The sequence below is a fragment of the Amycolatopsis japonica genome, assembly GCF_000732925.1.
GTDB classification, from domain to species: domain Bacteria; phylum Actinomycetota; class Actinomycetes; order Mycobacteriales; family Pseudonocardiaceae; genus Amycolatopsis; species Amycolatopsis japonica.
On record NZ_CP008953.1, the window covers coordinates 6,222,537 to 6,240,422 of the forward strand.

Annotated in this window: 18 protein-coding genes; 9 read left to right on the forward strand and 9 right to left on the reverse strand. The window is 69.3% G+C overall.

What is annotated here, in order from left to right:
• Position 1 precedes the first annotated feature (1 nt).
• From AJAP_RS28840 to AJAP_RS28860, 5 genes are read right to left on the reverse strand one after another with little or no spacing between them, the layout of a single operon-like run.
• A complete protein-coding gene (locus AJAP_RS28840; RefSeq protein WP_148311590.1) occupies positions 2–1,024 on the reverse strand; it encodes a GNAT family N-acetyltransferase in 1,023 nt (340 codons plus the stop codon).
• A complete protein-coding gene (locus AJAP_RS28845) occupies positions 1,018–2,061 on the reverse strand; it encodes a hypothetical protein (RefSeq protein ID WP_038517110.1) in 1,044 nt (347 codons plus the stop codon). Before AJAP_RS28845 ends, AJAP_RS28840 begins: the two co-directional genes overlap by 7 nt.
• The gene (locus AJAP_RS28850; RefSeq protein WP_038517113.1) at positions 2,058–3,161 is read right to left on the reverse strand and encodes a hypothetical protein; all 1,104 of its coding nucleotides are present in this window, start codon (positions 3,159–3,161) and stop codon (positions 2,058–2,060) included. Before AJAP_RS28850 ends, AJAP_RS28845 begins: the two co-directional genes overlap by 4 nt.
• Entirely contained in the window at positions 3,155–4,192 is a 1,038-nt protein-coding gene (locus AJAP_RS28855) for a GNAT family N-acetyltransferase (RefSeq protein WP_038517115.1), read from the reverse strand. The genes AJAP_RS28850 and AJAP_RS28855 overlap by 7 nt, the downstream gene beginning before the upstream one ends.
• Positions 4,189–4,914 carry a hypothetical protein gene (locus AJAP_RS28860; RefSeq protein WP_038517118.1) on the reverse strand — a complete coding sequence of 242 codons (726 nt, stop codon included), beginning with the start codon at positions 4,912–4,914 and terminating at the stop codon, positions 4,189–4,191. Before AJAP_RS28860 ends, AJAP_RS28855 begins: the two co-directional genes overlap by 4 nt.
• Positions 4,915–5,236: 322 nt before the next feature.
• On the opposite strand from AJAP_RS28860, the gene AJAP_RS45260 reads away from it, so the two are divergent.
• The 4 genes from AJAP_RS45260 to AJAP_RS28880 are packed head-to-tail and all read left to right on the forward strand — an operon-like array spanning position 5,237 to position 11,276.
• The gene (locus tag AJAP_RS45260; RefSeq protein ID WP_038517121.1) at positions 5,237–7,471 is read left to right on the forward strand and encodes a glycosyltransferase; all 2,235 of its coding nucleotides are present in this window, start codon (positions 5,237–5,239) and stop codon (positions 7,469–7,471) included.
• Positions 7,468–8,745: a hypothetical protein gene (locus AJAP_RS28870; protein ID WP_038517124.1), complete on the forward strand. Its 1,278-nt coding sequence runs from the start codon at positions 7,468–7,470 to the stop codon at positions 8,743–8,745. The genes AJAP_RS45260 and AJAP_RS28870 overlap by 4 nt, the downstream gene beginning before the upstream one ends.
• Before the next feature lie 21 nt (positions 8,746–8,766).
• Positions 8,767–10,569 carry a carbamoyltransferase family protein gene (locus AJAP_RS28875; RefSeq protein WP_038517127.1) on the forward strand — a complete coding sequence of 601 codons (1,803 nt, stop codon included), beginning with the start codon at positions 8,767–8,769 and terminating at the stop codon, positions 10,567–10,569.
• Complete coding sequence (locus AJAP_RS28880) at positions 10,566–11,276, forward strand: hypothetical protein (RefSeq protein ID WP_038517129.1); 711 nt, start codon at positions 10,566–10,568, stop codon at positions 11,274–11,276. Before AJAP_RS28875 ends, AJAP_RS28880 begins: the two co-directional genes overlap by 4 nt.
• Before the next feature lie 6 nt (positions 11,277–11,282).
• Here the strand turns inward: AJAP_RS28880 and AJAP_RS43185 are convergent.
• The 4 genes from AJAP_RS43185 to AJAP_RS28905 form a co-directional block, all read right to left on the reverse strand.
• Positions 11,283–12,103, reverse strand: a protein-coding gene (locus AJAP_RS43185; protein ID WP_407639383.1) for an IS5 family transposase whose coding sequence is annotated in 2 segments (ribosomal slippage) — positions 11,283–11,749 and positions 11,749–12,103 — 822 coding nt in all. Because the reading frame shifts where the segments join, the coding sequence is not laid out codon by codon here.
• A gap of 179 nt (positions 12,104–12,282) precedes the next feature.
• On the reverse strand, positions 12,283–13,497 hold the full coding sequence (gene hemW / locus AJAP_RS28895; protein WP_038517132.1) for a radical SAM family heme chaperone HemW: 1,215 nt from the start codon (positions 13,495–13,497) through the stop codon (positions 12,283–12,285).
• A gap of 64 nt (positions 13,498–13,561) precedes the next feature.
• The gene (locus AJAP_RS28900; protein ID WP_038517134.1) at positions 13,562–13,918 is read right to left on the reverse strand and encodes a hypothetical protein; all 357 of its coding nucleotides are present in this window, start codon (positions 13,916–13,918) and stop codon (positions 13,562–13,564) included.
• A gap of 85 nt (positions 13,919–14,003) precedes the next feature.
• The gene (locus AJAP_RS28905) at positions 14,004–14,417 is read right to left on the reverse strand and encodes a VOC family protein (RefSeq protein ID WP_038517136.1); all 414 of its coding nucleotides are present in this window, start codon (positions 14,415–14,417) and stop codon (positions 14,004–14,006) included.
• An 81-nt stretch (positions 14,418–14,498) separates the two neighbouring features.
• On the opposite strand from AJAP_RS28905, the gene AJAP_RS28910 reads away from it, so the two are divergent.
• From AJAP_RS28910 to AJAP_RS28925, 5 genes are all read left to right on the forward strand, one after another.
• Positions 14,499–15,071 (forward strand): TetR/AcrR family transcriptional regulator, encoded by a 573-nt coding sequence (locus AJAP_RS28910; RefSeq protein ID WP_038517139.1) that lies wholly within the window; start codon positions 14,499–14,501, stop codon positions 15,069–15,071.
• Between the two features lie 153 nt (positions 15,072–15,224).
• The gene (locus tag AJAP_RS45380) at positions 15,225–15,311 is read left to right on the forward strand and encodes a putative leader peptide (protein ID WP_350573702.1); all 87 of its coding nucleotides are present in this window, start codon (positions 15,225–15,227) and stop codon (positions 15,309–15,311) included.
• Positions 15,312–15,347: 36 nt separating this feature from the next.
• Positions 15,348–17,042 carry a nitrite/sulfite reductase gene (locus tag AJAP_RS28915; RefSeq protein ID WP_038517142.1) on the forward strand — a complete coding sequence of 565 codons (1,695 nt, stop codon included), beginning with the start codon at positions 15,348–15,350 and terminating at the stop codon, positions 17,040–17,042.
• The gene (locus AJAP_RS28920; protein WP_034316341.1) at positions 17,039–17,191 is read left to right on the forward strand and encodes an eL43 family ribosomal protein; all 153 of its coding nucleotides are present in this window, start codon (positions 17,039–17,041) and stop codon (positions 17,189–17,191) included. Before AJAP_RS28915 ends, AJAP_RS28920 begins: the two co-directional genes overlap by 4 nt.
• The gene (locus AJAP_RS28925; RefSeq protein WP_038517146.1) at positions 17,188–17,883 is read left to right on the forward strand and encodes a phosphoadenylyl-sulfate reductase; all 696 of its coding nucleotides are present in this window, start codon (positions 17,188–17,190) and stop codon (positions 17,881–17,883) included. The genes AJAP_RS28920 and AJAP_RS28925 overlap by 4 nt, the downstream gene beginning before the upstream one ends.
• Positions 17,884–17,886: the final 3 nt, after the last annotated feature.

The window sequence follows — 17,886 nt, forward strand, 5'->3', positions numbered from 1 at the left end:
CTCAGAGCAGCGCGACCGCGGCCGCGTACTGCGGCACCAGACGCGCCCCCAGCGAGGCCTTCATCTCGGACATCTTCTTGCCGAACACCACCTGCGGCCGCCCGGCTTCGAGCGCCCAGCGCACGGCTTCGCCATAGAAGTGGAAGTAGAGATCGGGCCGTCCGCCGAGTTCCCGCGGCAGCGCCGCCCAGTGCCGGGCGACCGGCAGCGTCGGGTGGTCGAGCAGGGTCGCGACAGCGACCGCCCGGCCGGTGGCGGTCTCGCGGTACTCGATGACCTGCACGTCCGGTTGCCGCAGCAGCCTGCCGAGATAGCCCACGAACGCCGGCAGCGGCACGATCGGCACGTCGTGATGTTTGGTTTCGTTGTACCGCAGCAGTTCCGCGATCTCGACGGAATCGGCCTCGGCGCCCGGGCGCACGCGCACCTCGAGCGACGGATCGGCGTCGAAGGTGCGGAAGATCTTGCGCAGGTTCTGTTTGCGTTTCCTGGCCAGCGAGTGCATCCAGTCGTCCCGGCTCGAGAACGGCGTGACGTCGAGGACGGCGACGTCCTCCGTGCGGCGCACCATCTTCGGCCCGCCGCGGACACTGTCCACTCCGGACTCGCCGACCTGGCGCACCAGCAGCGCGCGCAGGCCGAACCCGAGTTCCTCGCGCATGGCGGGGACGAAGGTGTCCAGCAGCCTGCCGACGCCGCCGTCGTCGTCCTCGCCGTCGAACCACCAGCCCGGCAACGCTCCCGAGCCCGGGGAGCGGACGTCGAGCCCGCCGAGCCGCCCCCGCCCCGCCGTGCGGGCGAACCGGTGCCGCCGGGTGAGCCCGGTGACCCACGCGGAACTGACCACGCCACGCGGTTCGCCGTCTTCGAGCAGGACCGTGACCGGCTGTTCGGTGCGCGCTGCCCACGCCTGGGCGGTGAGCACCTCCCAGCTCCAGTCCGCGCGCAGTCCCGCCTTGCCCCGCAACGACTTCCAGTACACGGGCTCCGGGTCACGGCGGGGGTCCAGCACCTCGATCACCATCGCGTCACCGGTCTCGGCACGATGACCCCGAGCAGCGGGACCGGCTGGAAACCGAGCGTCGCCTTGAGGTCGGTCAGGCCCCGGCCCATCGACAGGGATTTCCGGTTGCCCTCGATCATGTAGCGCACGTTACGGACGACCGCCTCGAAGTAGAGGTGCTTCGGGCGTCCCTCCTCCGGGGCGAGCGCGGCCCAATGCTGGTGCAGCGGCGCGACGGGGTGGTCGAGCACGTTGGTGAACGCGAGCAGCCTGCCTTCGCCGTCGTGGTAGGTCGAAGTGATGACATCCGGCCTGCGCACGAGTTCACCGAGGTATTCGGCGGTGACCGGACCGCGCCGGTCGAATTTCACCGGCCCCATCCGCTCGCGGTGCTCCCGCAGCATGGTGGCCAGTTCCAGCGCGTCGAGGTCGGTGCGGCCGGCTTCGGTGCGGACCACGACATCCGGGTCGGCGGCGATCTTCTTCGACTGGCCGCGCAGGCTCAGCCGCCTGCTGCGGCGCAGGGACGCCAGCCAGCCGTCGACGTCGACGAACCGGTTCTCCAGCACCGACGTCGGCATCGTGTCGCGAACGGGCCTGCCCCGTCCGGCCAGCATGTCGAGCGACTCCGGCGGGACGGTGCGGTAGACGACGCCGAGGCAGCCCGGCCCGGTGAAGCGGCCGACGGCCCGCTCGAACCGGCGCATGATCTCCCGCCGGTCGGCCGCGTCGAGGCCGTCGGCGAACAACCACGGCGGGTATCCGGAAAGCCACGCGTGCTGCACCTCGACCCAGCGCGGACCCAGCCGCGCCATACCGCGCACGGCACCGGGACCTGACGGGGAGATCGGGGCGCACAGCATCGCCAGCACCGCGGCGACGATCTCGCCGCCGTCGCTGATCACGGTGAGCGCGGTGGGGCTGGGCGAAAACCGGGATTCCACCCGCAGCAAACCGTAGTCCCACGGGACCGGGGCCTGCTGCGCGTCGAGGAATCCGGACCAGCCCTCGGGTTCCGGATCGGTCCGCGGGTCGAGCACCCGCACGTCCCAGGTCATCGGCCCAGCACCGGTCTCGGTACGGCGACCGACACCAGGGACCTGGTGCCGAAGCCGAGCGGGGTCTTGTTCTCCAGCATCGCCCGGCCTGCGGTCAGTTCGGGGCGCCGATGCGTGATCATGTGTTCCACTCCCCTGGCGTAGAAGTCGACATAGAGCCCTTTCCGTCCGCCTGCCGCGCTCGGCAGCGCGGCCCACTGGTGCAGCGCGCATCCGTCGTCGGCGTCGAACAGCGTGCCGAAACCCAGCAGCCGTCCGGATCCGTCACGGTAGGTACGGGTGACGACGTCCGGGCGACGGATCAACGCGTCCAGATAGGACGGTGCGATCGGGCTCCGGGTGTCCATGTGCAGCCCGCCGAACCGCGACCGCTGCCCGCCCGCCCAGGCCCGGTCGTCCTGCCTGCTCCGGTGGGCGTTGAGCAGGACGGCGAGTTCGTGGCAGTCCAGGTCCCGGCGGGCGGTGGCCGCCTCGGTGCGCAGGTCCCCGTCTTCCCGCAGCTCGTGCAGTGTCTTCCGGGGCTCGTCGCCGAGCACCCGTTCCCAATCGTCCACAGTGGAGTACTCGTTGATCAGCACGGCGGCCGGGTCGATCTCCCGGGACATCCGGCCCCGGCCTTCCAGCGCCGGGAGGAGCTCCGGGTTCATCGCCCGATAGATCAAGCCCAGCAGTCCCGGACCGAGGTGGGCGCATAAAGCCCGTTCGAACCGGCGCACCACCTCCCGCCGCTCGGCCTCGTCGAGCCGCTCGTCGAGCACCCCGGCGGGATAGCCGCTGAGCTGCCAGAGGTAGGCCTCGGCCCAGCGCGGGCGGAACCGTCCACCGAGGACGGACAACGGTGCGAAGTCGCCCGCGCGCCAGCTCCGGCACACCATCACGGTGAACGCGCCGACGATCGTCCCGTTCCGGCGCAGCACCGCGAGCACCGCGGGGTTCTTCGCCATCCAGGCTTCCCGGCGCAGGACGTCGTACTCCCAGACCGGCCACAGCTTCGCCCGCCGCTGGAAGCCGCTCCAGCCCTCGGGTTCGGCCGCGGTCCTCGGATCGAGCACCTCGGCCTCGAACACGGTGTTCCTCGCCGCCACCTTCATCGTCACCATCCCAGTACCGGTCTCGGCACGGCCGCGGCGTACACGGGGCGCGCCCGGAAACCCAGCGTGGCCTTGAGTTCGGGCAGCCCGCGCCCGGCGGTGAGCTCCTTGACCCCGCGCCGCGTCGCGTACCGCATGGCGTGGATGTAGGAGTCGAACAGCAGTCCCTGCCGCCCGCCTTCGTCCACCGGCAGGGTGCCCCAATGCTGTTTCGCCGGGCTGTCCGGATGATCGAGCAACGTGTTCACCGCGAGCAGCCTGCCGTCCGCGCCGGTGTAGGTCAGCGTGTGCACGTCCGGCCGCCGGAGGAACCGGTGCAGGAACGCGGCGGAAGGCGGCGTCCTGGTGTCGAGCGGGAGCTTGCCGTGCCGGTCGCGATGCCCCTGGATGAGGGTCGCGACCTCGGCGCTGTCGAGGTCCTCCCGGCCGGCACCACCGACGACTACCACACCCGGATCGTCGGCGATCCGGCGCCGCTGCCGTCGCAGCCCGCCCCGCCGCGACTTGGGCAGCGAGGCGATCCATTCGTCTTCCGAAGCGAAACGGTTTTCCAGCACCGCCACGGAATCGACGGCCTTCACCAGCCGCCCACGGCCCTGGAGGTCCTGCGCGAAATCCTGCCCCAACGCCCGGTACAGCACTCCGAGCAGGCCGGGGCCGAACCTCCGGCGCAGGGACCGTTCGAAGTCCCGGATCAGCGGACGACGATCGGCGGCGGCGACCTCCGGCGCGAACGCGAGCCCCGGGTAGCCGCTAAGCCAGGGCTGGCACACCTCGGCCCAGAACGGGCGCAGCAACCGGTGTCCCGGTGTCGGCGCGAAGCGGTATCGCAGCCGTGGACGGCACACCAGCACCGAAAACGCCGCGAGGATCTTGGCACCGTCCGAGACGGTGGCGAGCACCGGCGGGTTCCGCGCGGTCCAGGCGTCGAGCCCCATCAGGTCGTAGTCCCACACCGGATGCAGGCGGGCGGCGCGGAAGAACTCCGGCCAGCCGACGGGAACGGGATCGGTGCGGGGATCGTGGAAACCCGTCTTCACGTGAGCACGACCGGCGTCCCGTGTCGCGGGCACGGCGCGATCTCACCACGGACGCCGCCTGCCGGGAGCACGTCCACGAACCGCGGGGAATCCTGGCGCAGCAGCGTGAACGCGAGTCCGCCGGTCGTCGGGCGCGCGTAGACACGCTGCCAGTCGAGGTGCCAGCGGCCGCATTCCTCGATCGCGCCCAGATACCCCAGCGCCGGATCGTGGAGCACCCCGTACGGGCCGGTGTCCATTGTGTCCAGTTCCCGTCGCGGTACGGATTCGACCCGGTACGCACGGTCTTCAGGCAAGGCGGCAGTGAAGACGGCCAGCTGCTTGTCGTCGCCGACCGCGAGCACGCGACGGCCGCGGCGAAGCGCGGAGGACACTTCCGCCAGCACGCTCGGCGCCGGGACGTCGGGATCCACCACACAGCAACGAACTCCGCGCGGCAGGTCCGACGGCGGCCGCGTCCCGTCCCCGCCGAGCACGACGACCAGCGCGTCCCCGCTCACCGAACGTGCCTTACGCAGCACGGGGCCCAGGCCCCGGCTCGGCTCGATCCGTTGCGCCCCACCGGCGAGCGGTACCAGATCGACGATCTTGTGCACCGCGTCGGCCAGTGGCGCCGCACCCGAATCCGTCCCGGTGCGACCGGGCACCAGCACGGGATCCGTTCTGCCGTCCAGAGCCCAGCGTTCCCGGTAGAACGGCACCGTCGCGAAGGCCGACCGCACCGACCGCCGATAGGCGGCCCGCCAGGCAGCATTCACCCCCACAGTCCACATGGCGCGCAAGCCTGCGTCATCGCCGGCGGTTTGGGAATACCCCGCGTCGGATTCATCCGGTTTTCGCCCGACTTCCCACCTTTTCGACTGAGCTGAAAGGACGAACTTGCGGATTCCGCTAGCGGCAGCAAAGCGAGTCTGCCTATAACACGGGAACTTTCGAGCCGGCACGACCTGCCGGACGCCTGGGGCCAAGGGGACTCATGAACCGTGAAAACACAACGCGTGACGCTACGAACACAATAGCGCACTCACCGCAGGGATTCGACAGATGAACCGGTCGACCCCCGGACCGGTGGAAAGTGGACTCACCGTAGTCGTCCCGTGCTTCAACGAAGTCGACAACGTCGAGCCCTCCTACCGGGAGATCGTCGCCGAGTTGGGAAATCTCCCCCTCGAACTGCTCTATGTGGACGATGGGAGCACGGACGGGACCCTGGACGTCATCCGGGCGCTCGCGCACACCGACCCCCGGGTGCGCTACCTGTCCTTCACCCGGAACTTCGGGTTCGAAGCGGCCTTTTCCGCCGGTTATCGGTACGCCGGGAAACCGTGGCTCCTGCACATGGACGCCGATCAACAGTTCCCGGCCTCCGAGGTCGAGAAATTGATCATGGCCGCCGAGGCGGGCAACGACGCTGTTTTCGGTGTACGCACCAATAGGCAAGATCCCTTACTAAGACGGTGGGGAACCGCCGCGTTCCATTTCGTCGGCCGCCGCGTCCTGCGCATCGAAATCCCGCCCGGCGCGACGGCGTTCCGCCTGGTGCGCACGGAGCTCGCGCGCAAGATCGTCGATCTCCGGCTGGGCACCCCGTACTTCCTCGCCACCGTGCCGAGGCTGACCAGCCGCTACACCACCGTCCAGGTGGCACACCGGGCCCGCGAACGCGGTGAGTCCAAAGTGGGCTTCGGCTTCCTTTCCTCGCACGCCATCGAGTTGTTCGTCGGCTTCACCCGGCGGCTGACGACGATGGCCTCGACCACGGCGGTGCTGACCGCCGGGCTCTCGGTGCTCGCCGGGATCGCGGCCGCCACCGGGCTGCTCGGGCTCACCGCCGCGTCGACGCTGACGTTCGTCATGTTCTCCGTGCTGCTGACCGTGCTCGCGTTGTCCGTCCGCTACCTGGTCGTGGTCGGCGCGGGGCAGGCGCGGCCACGGCAGTTCTACATCAGGGAAGCCAATTTCCCGGTCGACGAGGACGACCGGCTCTACGCCTCGGCCATGGCCGAGATCCATCCTGGGGAAAGGCAAGCGGGAGTGAAGAACACCGAAGACACGGCGGCGGTACGGAGCCTGGTGATCCTGGGCGGCGCCGACGGTTCGGTCAGCACGTATCACCGGGCGCGGGAGCTCGGTTTCCGCACCATCTGCGTGGACGTCCGCGCGAGCGCGCCCGCGGTGGCGCTGGCCGACGAGTTCGTCCAGGTCAGCGTCCGCGCGCCGGAGCAGATCGCGGCGGCGCTCGAGGGACGGGACGACATCGCCGGGGTGCTCTGCCCGGCCAGCGACGTCGGGCTGCCCGCGCTCGCCTGGCTCACCCGGCACTGGAACCTGCCCGACCCGTTGCCCGAAGCCGCCGTCGCCGCGTCCGTCGACAAGTCCGTCTTCCGCGAACTCTGCGACCGGCTGCGTCTGCCGACCTACCGCAGCGTCGGCGGGAAGCCCGGCCCGGACCTCGCGCTCGCCGCGCAGCAACTGCGGTTCCCGACGCTGGTGAAACCGGTCGACTCCTCCGGCAGCCGCGGTGTCGTCTCCTGCGCGAGCCCCGGCGGCCTCACCACCGCGTTCTCCGACTCCCTCGCGTTCTCACCGTCCGGCAAGCTGGTCGTCGAGGAACACCTCGACGGCTCGCACTACACGATCGAAGCACTCGCGGTCGACGGCCGGATCGTGTTCCACGCGGTCACCCGGCGCACGTTGACACCGCCGCCGTTCTTCGTGACGGCGTCGCACCTGCTGCCCGCCGGACTGCCGCCGGCCCTCGACCGCGCGTTGCCGGTGATGCTGGCCGCGTTGTGCGCCGAACTCGGTTACCGCACCGGACCGCTCACCCTCGACGCCGTCCTGGGCCGGGACGGGAAGTTCTATCTCATCGAGATGGGCGCCCGGATGGGCGGGAACGGCCTGGCCGAGGCGATCGAGCACAGCACCGGCGTCGACCTGATCGCCGCGGGGATCGCCGCCGCGACCGGCGGCGAGGTCGTGCTCTCCCCGCGCGACCCGCGGCCGACGCTCATCCACATCCTCGCCTCCGACCGCGGCGGCCGGATCGTGCGCATCGAGGGCGTCGACGAGGTCCGCGCCATGCCCGCGGTGCACAACCTGGAACTGTTCGCGGAGGAGGACTCCTACGTCAAACCGTACGAGCAGGCCGGCTACAAGATGGGGTACGCCGTGCTTTCGGCGCCGACCGTGCCCGACGTGCTCGCGGCGGAGGACGAACTGCGCGGCACGCTGAAGTTCCTGCTCGACGAGCAGGGTGCGGCGGTACCGCTCCCTTGACCGGCACTTCGCTCACCGGCGCCGGCACCGCGTCCATCGCGGCGCCGAAGCCGTCGATGGTCCTTCGCCTGCTCGCCGGGCGGGGCGTGTTCCGGCTGGCGATCCAGGCGATGGGCCTGGTGCTGGTCACCGCGTGGGGCGCGCACGACTACGGCCGGTTCGCCACCGCGCTCGGGCTGATGACGTGGCTCAACTTCGTGCCGTCGGCGGCGGAGAAGTCGGCGTTGAAATGCCTGCCGCGCCTGCGGATGACGCGGGACGCGGTCGCGGCGCTGGCCGTCCGCGTCGCCGTCGTCCCGGTGCTGGTGGTACTGGCGGCGATGGCGGTCGCGCTGATCGTCGCGCCGGATTCGGACGCCGCGCTGTACCTGACGGCCGCGGGCTGGTCGATCTCCGGCGGCCTGTTGATGACCGTGTCGGGCCTGCATCGGTTCACTGGAAAGTCCACTTTGGACGCTCTGGCGTTCACCGCGGGCGCGCTGGTGGTCGGTGCGGTGACGACGGGGACCTGGTTCGTCCGCTGGTCGCCGTTGACGCATCTCGGCCTGTTGCTCGGCGGGATCCTGCTCATCCTCGGCGTCTCCGCGGCGCTGCTGCCGAAGAAATGGCTGCGGGTGGAGAGGGTCGACGGGCACCGGCTCCTGCCCGCCTTCGGCCGGACCACCGTGCTGCTCGGGCTGACCGAGGTGCTGGACGTCCTCGCGACGTCGACGGTGTTCGGCGTGCTGGCGCTGGCCGGGCGGACCGTCGACAGTGGACCGTTCTACGTCGCCTTGCTGGCCAGCAGCGCGTTCTGCTCGCTGCTGTTCTATCAGCTTCGCGTGCACCAGCCGGCGATTTCGGCGCGGCTGCGCGGTGGCGGGGCGGCGGCGGGCCGGTCCCGTGCGGTCGAACTGCTGAAACTGGTCGAACGGGGCGCGCTCGCGTTCCTCGTCCTGGTGGGGATCGCCCTCGCGATCCCGGCGGCCCGCGCGGTGCTGACCGCCGAAGACACCGTCGGCGCGTACGTGGTCCTCGGCGTCTTCGTCCTGGTCGAAACGGTGCTGTTCGCCGTCCGGCTCTACGCGGGCTTCCTGATCGAAAACACCAACAGCAAGGTCCTCACGCTCACAGCGTCGGCCTCGATCGCCGGGCTGGTCGCCACCCCATTGGCCGCCGCCGCGCTCGTCCCGGCGATGGGACCGGTCGGCGGATTCGCCGCCCTCGTCTTCGCCATCGGTGTCCGGGCGACCGTCCTCCGTCGGCTGCTGCGCCGCCACCACCCCGAACTCTGAACGTCGCACTGGAGAAGGAACATGTACGTACTGGGAATCAGCAGGGTCCACGACTCGGCGGCCGCGCTCGTGCGCGACGGCGAGATCATCGCTTTCGCCGAAGAGGAACGCTTCACCCGCAAGAAGCACGACGGGGACTTCCCCGCGGAGGCGATCAAGTTCTGCCTGGAGCGCGGCGGGATCACCCTCGCCGACGTCGACCACGTCGCCTACTACTGGCAGCGCTGGCGTGAGGGCATCCACGCGGCGAAGGTGTTCGCGAAGTACTTCCCGGCCACGCTGGAGGTGTTCCGCAACCAGAACGGCGACGAGGGCGGCTCGTCGGCGGGCATGGTGGAGACGTTCAAAACCGGTGGCGGCAAAGGGGTCGACGACTACCACGTCGGCGGCGCCGTGCTCGCGCACATCAAGCGGTCCTTCACCCTCGAACGCGACGTGAAGGAGGCCGTGGGCTGGACCGGCCCGACGAAGTTCAAGACGCATCTGGTCGACCACCACAAGGCGCACGCCGCCAGCGGCTACTTCATCTCGCCGTGGGAAGAGTCGGCGGTGCTCACCTTCGACGGCATCGGCAGCGACGGCACCGCGACCTATCTGGGGCACGGCAAGGGAAACCGGATCATCGACATCCGGCGGATCAAGTTCCCGCATTCGCTCGGCGCGATGTACGCGGGCGTCACCGGCTATCTGGGCTTCTACCCCACCCGTGACGAAGGCAAGATCATGGGGCTGGCCCCGCTCGGCAACGACACCTACGTCGACGCGTTCAAGCAGCTGATCCACCTCGACGACGACGGCGGGTACGAGCTCGATCTGAGCTTCTTCGGGCACCACCGCACCGGCAAGCACGTGATGGCGAAGAAGTTCACCGACCTGTTCGGTCCGGCGCGGCCCAAGACCCGGGTCACCGCGGAGAACCCGGTGCCGCAGCACTACTGCGACATCGCCTACGCGCTGCAGGTCACCCTGGAAGAGGCCGGGCTGCACATCGCGCGCTGGCTGCAGCGGGAGACCGGGTCGCGGCGGCTGTCCGTCGCGGGCGGCGTCGCGCTGAACAGCGTGATGAACGGGCGGATCCTGCTGGAAACCCCGTTCGAGGACTTCTTCGCCCAGCCCGCGGCGGCCGACGACGGCTGCGCGCTCGGTTCGGCGCTGGAGGTGTCGGTCGGCAAGTACGGCAAGCCCCGTCCTCGCGACGGCTACACCTACACCGGCCCCGACTACACCGAGGCGGAGATGGAGCTCGCGCTGCAGGACGCCGGGGTCCGCTACACCAAGGTCGACGACATCGCCGCGCACACGGCGAAGAAGATCTCCGAGGGCAAGATCATCGGCTGGGTGCAGGGCCGGATGGAATGCGGGCCGCGCGCGCTCGGCAACCGTTCGCTGGTGGCCGACCCGCGCGACCCCGACTCGAAGACGCGGATGAACGAGAAGGTCAAGCACCGCGAGGCTTTCCGGCCGTTCGCGCCGTCGTGCCTGGCGGAACGCGCGGGCGACTGGTTCGTCAGCGACTACCCGTCGCCGGTCATGCTGCTGGTGTTCGACGTCCTGCCGGACAAACGCGACGAGGTCCCGGCCATCACGCACGTCGACGGCACGGCCCGCGTGCAGACGGTGACCGAAACGGACAACCCGTTGTACTACCGGATGATCAGCGAGTTCGAGAAGCTCACCGGCGTGCCGATGGTGGTCAACACCTCGTTCAACGACAACAACGAACCGATCGTCGCCAGCCCGGCCGACGCGGTGGCCTGCTACCTGAAGACCGACGTCGACGCCCTCGCCCTCGGGCCGTTCTGGGCAGAGAAGGACGACCTGTGACCGCCACCCTGCCCGAAACCGACGGCTGGATCCCCGCGCTCTACCGGCGGCGCAAATGGCTGTGGCTGGTGGCCGCCGTCCCGGCCGTGGTGACCGCACTGCTGATCATGGTGATCCTGCCGCCGGACCAGACACTGGACAACGTCGCGGACTGGGCGTTCAAGCTGTGCCCGTTCGTCTTCGCGGTCGTCACGGTGGCGCTCTTCCCCCGCACCAAAGGGGGTCCGGCGCTGATCGTGCTCGCGGTATTCGTCTACATGTCCTATTTGGACACCGAGCTGATCATGCGGATCCAGGCGTTCGCCAGGAACGCAGCCACCGACGAGGACGCCTTCCAGCCGGTGTACCAGTTCGAGCTGTTCATCGTGACGTTCATCGTCCTGTTCGGACTGATGGCGTACCGGCTGGGCGGCGGGCGGACGGCGAACGTGCTCAAGGCCGGTGTCGCGTCGATCCTCGTGGTGATCTCGGGCGCGAACGACCTGACGTTCTGGGCGCTCAACGACGTCTGGTCCGCCGGGACGAAACCGACCGAGCTCAAATGGGCCTCGCATATGATCGTGTTCCTCGGCGGGCCGCCGAGTGTCCCGGTCGCGGTGCTGTTCATGCTGGTGCATCTGGCGCTGGCGGCGGTCGTGGTGGCGCTGCCGGTGGGCCGATGGGTCGACCGGGCGCTGGGGCTCGCTTCCCCCTCGCGCGAGGCATAAGGGGTCCTAACAGATTGAGTGGGCTTTGAGTCTGCGCCAGCAGATGATGGCGCAGCCGAGGGTGAGGAAGGCTTCGTGGATGTCGTCGCGGATCTCCCAGCGGATGCGTAGCCGCCGGAACCAGTGCAGCAGGGCGAAGGCGCCCTCGACGACCCAGCGGTGGACGCCGAGGCCGGAGCCGTGTTCCTGGCCTCGGCGGGCGATGAGAGGTGTGATTCCCGCGGCGCGGACAAGCTTGCGGTACTTGTCGTGGTCGTAGGCGCGGTCGGCGTAGAGCCGTTGTGGCCGCCGGCGGGGCCGTCCACGGCGGCCCCGCACGGCTGGGATCGCGTGGATCAGCGGCATCAGCTGGGTGACGTCGTGCCGGTTCCCGCCGGTCAGGGTGGCCGCCAAAGGAATACCGGTTCCGTCGGTGATCACATGGTGTTTCGACCCGACACGGGCTCGATCGACCGGGCTGGGGCCGGTTTTCGGCCCCCTTTTAACGCCCGCACATGCGATCCATCAACGGCTGCCCGTGACCAGTCCAGCTGGCCCGCCGCGTGCAGCTCCGCCAGCAGCAGCTCGTGCAACCGCTGCCACACCCCGGCCTCGGTCCAATCCCGCAACCGACGCCAGCACGTCATACCCGACCCATAACCCAGCTCTTGGGGCAGGAACTCCCACGGGATCGCGGTATAGAGCACGAACATGATCCCGCACAACGCCTTGCGGTCGTCCAACCGCTTACGCCCCGGATGCCTGAACCGACGCTCCACCTTCGGCAACAACGGCTCGATCCGTTCCCACAGACCGTCATCGACCTCCCACGGACGCCGCTGTCCCACCAGCCCACCCCTCACAGACGATCACCGAGACACGGCATCAAACCACACCCCAAGATCATTCTGTTACGACCCCTAAGTCGGCCGGCACGTGTCGCGAAAGCCACTTTCGCAACCTTCAACGTTGCGAAAGTGGCTTTCGCAACGCACTCTCCCACTCCAGGCCGACCGAGCCCTGGGGCTCAGGTGAGCCGGCGCACCAGACCGTCGGCCAGCAACCGCCCGCGGTCGGTCAGCACCGCACGGCCCTGACCGTCCAAAGCGGACTGATCCAGCAATCCCTCGGCGGCGGCGGCACGGGCTTCGGCCCGGCCGTCGTCGTCGAGCGCGTCGAGCGGGAGCCCTTCGGACAACCGGAGTTCCAGCATCACGCGTTCCAGATGCCGGTCTTCGTCGGTGAGCAATTCACGGCCCGCGGCCGGTGATTTACCGGCCGCGAGGGACGCGGCGTAGCGGGCCGGATGCTTGACGTTCCACCAGCGGACGCCGCCGACGTGGCTGTGCGCGCCCGGCCCGGCGCCCCACCAGTCGCCGCCGCGCCAGTACCCGATGTTGTGCCGGCAGCGGGCTTCCTCCGAAGTCGACCAGTTGGACACCTCGTACCAGCGCAACCCCGCCGAGGCGAGGACGCGGTCGATCATCTCGTAATCGGCGGCCAGGACGTCGTCGTCCGGCGCGGGCAGTTCGCCGCGGCGGATGCGGCGGGCGAGCGCGGTGCCTTCTTCGACGATCAGCGCGTACGCCGAGACGTGGTCGACACCGGCGGCCAGCACCGCGTCCAGTGAAGCCTGGAGATCTTCGGTCCGCTCCCCCGGCGTGCCGTAGATGACGTCGAGGTTGACGTGGTCGAATCCGGCGGCGCGCGCCTCCTCGGCTGCCGCGACCGGACGGCCGGCGGTGTGCACGCGGTCGAGGATCTTCAGCACATGCCGCGCGGCCGACTGCATCCCGAGGGAGATCCGGTTGTATCCGGCGTCACGGATGCCCGCGAAGAACTCGGGCGAGGTGGACTCCGGATTGGACTCGGTCGTCACCTCCGCGTCCGGCGCGAGCCCGAAGGTGTCGCGAACGGCGTCGAGAACGCTTCGGAGCCCGTCTGCGCCGAGAAGAGACGGAGTGCCGCCGCCGACGAAGACGGTGTCGACCGCGGGCGGCGCCTTCAGCACACGCGCGGCCAGGTCGAACTCGCGCTTGAGGCCTTCGAGCCACGACTGCGGCGACGAATCGCTGTCCAGCTCTCCGGCGGTGTAGGTGTTGAAGTCGCAGTAGCCGCACCGGGTCGCGCAGAACGGGACGTGCACGTAGACGCCGAACGGTCGCGTGCCGAGCCCCTCCAGCGCGCTCTCGGGAAGCGCGGATTCGACGGGCGTGGTGGTTTCGGGCAGCAACGCGGGCACACCCCAGTGTCCCCCACGCCGTGAAGGCCTCCTTCCCGGGGGAAAGAGGCCTTCACGGAACGCGTCATCGGTCGGCGATGCGCACCTTGACCGAGGTCGACCGGGTGCCGTCGTCGAACCGCACCCAGACGAGGGTCTCCATGTTCAGCGAGTAGTCGTTGACCACGTGGTCGACCGACCAGTCGCCGTGCTCGTCCGCGACGGCGTCGCGGCTCATGGCGACCTCGACCAGCACCGTATGGGACAGGTGTCCCCGGGCGCCCGGCGAACAGCCGACCGCCTCGAACCGGTACGAGTCGCCCTTGTGCAGCACTGCCCCTTCCTCGGGCGAGACCAGCCTGCAGCCCTGCTGAGCCCCGGAAGCGGTACCCGGGATCAGCAGGGACGCCAGCACCATCGCGGCGACCACCCATCGGCGCATGCGCAACTCCTCCGTCCTCTGTGGATCGGAGACCGAAGCTAGCGGCGACGGCGGCCCCGCGCGGCCCCACTCACCCGAAGCGGTATTAAGCCAGCCCGTTAGCGGCCAGCCACTCCGCGGACGGCGGGATGGCCTCGATGATGTCGATCAGGAAGCCGTTCAGGTCCTCGACGTAGAAGTGCCGCTGGCCGAATTCCTCGTCCACGAGTTCCGTCACGATCTTGACCCCCTCCACGCGCAGGCGCTCGTACTCGCCCGCGGCGTCTTCGACCATGAACCCGACCATCGATCCGGCGGCTTCCTGCGCCCGCCACGGCGCCGGCGTGGCCTTGTGACCGCGCTTCACGAAGCTCATCTCGTAACCCGGCACTCCGGCGTTGAGGCTGGAGAACCAGTCCAGCTCGATCGTCACCGTCAATTGCAGGTGCCGCTTCCACCAGGCGGTGGTCTCGGCGATGTCCTCGACGACCACACAGGCGCCGAAACCGTTGAGTTGCATCCGGTGTTCCTCCCAGTTCGAACCACTTGATGCGTAGTACTATAGACATAGTGGTTTGACTGAGGCAAGGAGAATGTCCCGATGCGACAGAACCCGGAGCGCCGGACCGCGCTCACCGACGCCGCCATCACCGTCCTCGCCCGCGAGGGCGCACGCGGCCTCACCTACCGCGCCGTGGACGTCGAGGCGGACGTGCCGCCGGGAACGACGTCGAACTACTTCCGCAATCGGGACCAGCTGCTCGGCGAGGTCGGCGTCCGGGTACAGGAGCGGCTGTCGGCGCCGGCCGAGGTGATGGCGAATCCGCAGGCCGAGTCGCCGTCCCACGACCGGGTCGGGGTCCTGCTCGGCGAGCTCATGGGACGGCTGACCGGCCATCGGGAGCCCTACCTCGCCTTGCTCGAGCTCCGGCTCGAAGCCACCCGGCGCCCGGATCTCTCGGCCGCACTGACCAAGACCGTCCGTGAAGGCATCGACATGAGCGTCGACTGGCACGTTGCGGCGGGAATGCCGGGCGGGCGGGCCGAAGTGCTGCTGATGTACCTCGCGCTGACCGGGCTCACCGTCGAACGGCTCACCCTTCCGGAGGTGCTCGCGGACGTCACCGACGAGGAGGTCATCCGGATCATCGTGGACCGCGTACTGCCCTCGTGAGCCGCGCGCGTTCTGCGTCACAATGCCGGGCCGCGAACCCGGGATTGACCCGCGAAGCATGCCCTTGACCAGGGAAAACAGTCGCCTTCGGACACTGTTCCCAGTATTCGGACCGGCCTAGACCACATAGTGGGCGCGTGGCACGCTGAATGAATGACCCGCGCCGGAATCAGCCTCGTGGCACGCCGCCACGTGGACCTCCGTCGTGTGGCGAGCGCGCTCTGTGCGACGAACCGCTGACTCCCCGCCACCACCACGATCAGCCGGAGGATTCCCATGTCGTCGCCCACGCGCGAGACCCCTGCCCGTACGCCCCGGGTCAAACAGAAACGGGGTGAGGGACAGTGGGCACTGGGGTATCGCGAGCCGTTGAACCCCAACGAGCGGTCCAAGAAGGACGACAACCCGCTCAACGTCCGGGCGCGGATCGAGAACATCTACGCCCGCGGCGGTTTCGATTCGATCGACCCGGGTGACCTCCGCGGCCGGTTCCGCTGGTTCGGTCTCTACACCCAGCGCAAGCCGGGGATCGACGGCGGCCGTACCGCGACGCTGGAGCCCGAAGAGCTCGACGACCGCTACTTCATGCTGCGGGTGCGGCTCGACGGCGGCGCGCTGACCACCGAGCAGCTGGCCGTGCTCGCCGAGATCTCGCAGACCCACGCCCGCGACACCGCCGACATCACCGACCGGCAGAACATCCAGTACCACTGGATCCAGATCGAGGACGTCCCCACGATCTGGTCGAAGCTCGAGAACGCCGGGATGACCACGATGGAGGCGTGCGGCGACAGCCCGCGCGTCATCCTGGGCTCCCCCGTCGCCGGTATCGCCGCCGACGAGATCATCGACGGCACCCCCGCCATCGACGAGATCAAACGCCGCTACATCGGCGACCCCCGCTACTCGAACCTGCCGCGCAAGTTCAAGACCGCGGTCTCCGGGCAGCAGGACGTCGCGCACGAGATCAACGACGTCGCCTTCGTCGGCGTGAACCACCCCGAACACGGCCCGGGCTTCGACGTCTGGGTCGGCGGCGGCCTGTCCACCAACCCGATGATCGGGCAGCGCCTCGGCGCGTGGGTCTCGCTCGACGAGGTCCCGGACGTCTGGGAAGGCGTGATCAGCGTCTTCCGCGACTACGGCTACCGGCGGCTGCGCGCCCGTGCGCGGATCAAGTTCCTGGTGAAGGACTGGGGCGCCGCGAAGTTCCGTCAGGTGCTGGAAGACGAGTACCTCAAGCGCAAGCTGACCGACGGCCCGGCTCCCGAGGTGCCCGCCACCCAGATCGACCACGTCGGCGTGCACCCGCAGATCGACGGCAAGTTCTACGTCGGCGCCGCGCCGGTCGCGGGCCGCGTCTCCGGTGCCACCCTGCTGGCGGTCGCCAAGGCCGCCGAGCGGGCCGGGTCGAACCGCGTCCGCCTCACCCCGCACCAGAAGCTCGTGGTCCTCGACGTCCCCGAGGCCGAGGTGAACGGGCTGAAAACCGAACTGGCCGAGCTCGGCCTGCAGACCGAGCCTTCGCCGTGGCGGCGCGGGATCATGGCCTGCACCGGCCTGGAGTTCTGCAAACTCGCCATCGTCGAGACGAAGGCCCGCGCGATAGAACTGGTCACCGACCTGGAGAAACGTCTCGCCGACATCCAGGCCGAGATCGAGAACCCGGTGACCGTGCACCTCAATGGCTGCCCCAACTCCTGCGCCCGGGTCCAGACCGCCGACATCGGGCTCAAGGGCCAGATCGTCACCGACGAGGACGGCAAGCAGGTCGAGGGCTTCCAGGTGCACCTCGGCGGCGGGCTCGGCCTGGACGCCGGGTTCGGCCGGAAACTGCGCGGCCACAAGGTGACCGCCTCGGACCTGACCGCGTACGTCGAGCGGGTCGTGCGGGCGTACATCGCCGGCCGCGAACCCGGCGAGCGGTTCGCCCAGTGGGTCCTGCGGGCCGACGAAGGCGTCTTGCAATGACCGAACGCGCGACCCCGTACTACTGCCCTTTCTGTGGCGATGAAGACCTCCGGCCGGAGGAAGGCGGCTCATGGCTGTGCTCGGGCTGCCGCCGGGTCTTCACCGTGAAGTTCCTCGGACTGTCCTTTCCGGAGGTGTCGCAAGGATGACCGCCACTGCCGACTACAAGACACTCGCCGAACGAGCCTCGAAGGAGCTCGCGGAGGCGACCGCGACCGAGGCCCTGCGCTGGACCGCGGAGACCTTCGGCGACGACTTCATCGTCGCGTCGAACATGCAGGACGCCGTCCTGATCGATCTGGCCACCCAGGTCAAACCCGACGTCGACGTGCTGTTCCTGCAGACCGGCTACCACTTCCCGGAGACCATCGGCACCCGCGACGCGGTGCAGGCGGTGTACCCGGGCGTGCGGATCGTCAACGCCGAAGCCGAACAGAGCGTCGCCGAACAGGACGCGGACTACGGCCCGAAACTGCACGAACGCGACCCGAACCAGTGCTGCCACCTCCGCAAGGTCGTGCCACTGCGGAACACGCTCGCGAAGTACTCGGCGTGGGTGACCGGCGTCCGCCGCGTCGACGCGCCGACCCGCGCGAACACCCCCATCGTCACCTGGGACGACCGCAACGGGCTGGTGAAGATCAACCCGATCGCGCCGTGGTCCGACGACGAGTTCAACGGCTACATCAGCGAACACGGGATCCTCGAGAACCCGTTGGTGTCCATCGGTTATCTGTCGATCGGCTGCGCGCCGTGCACCGCGAAGGTCGCTCCGGGCCAGGACCCGCGCAGCGGCCGCTGGGCCGGGCAGGGCAAGACCGAATGCGGCCTGCACGGGTGAGAA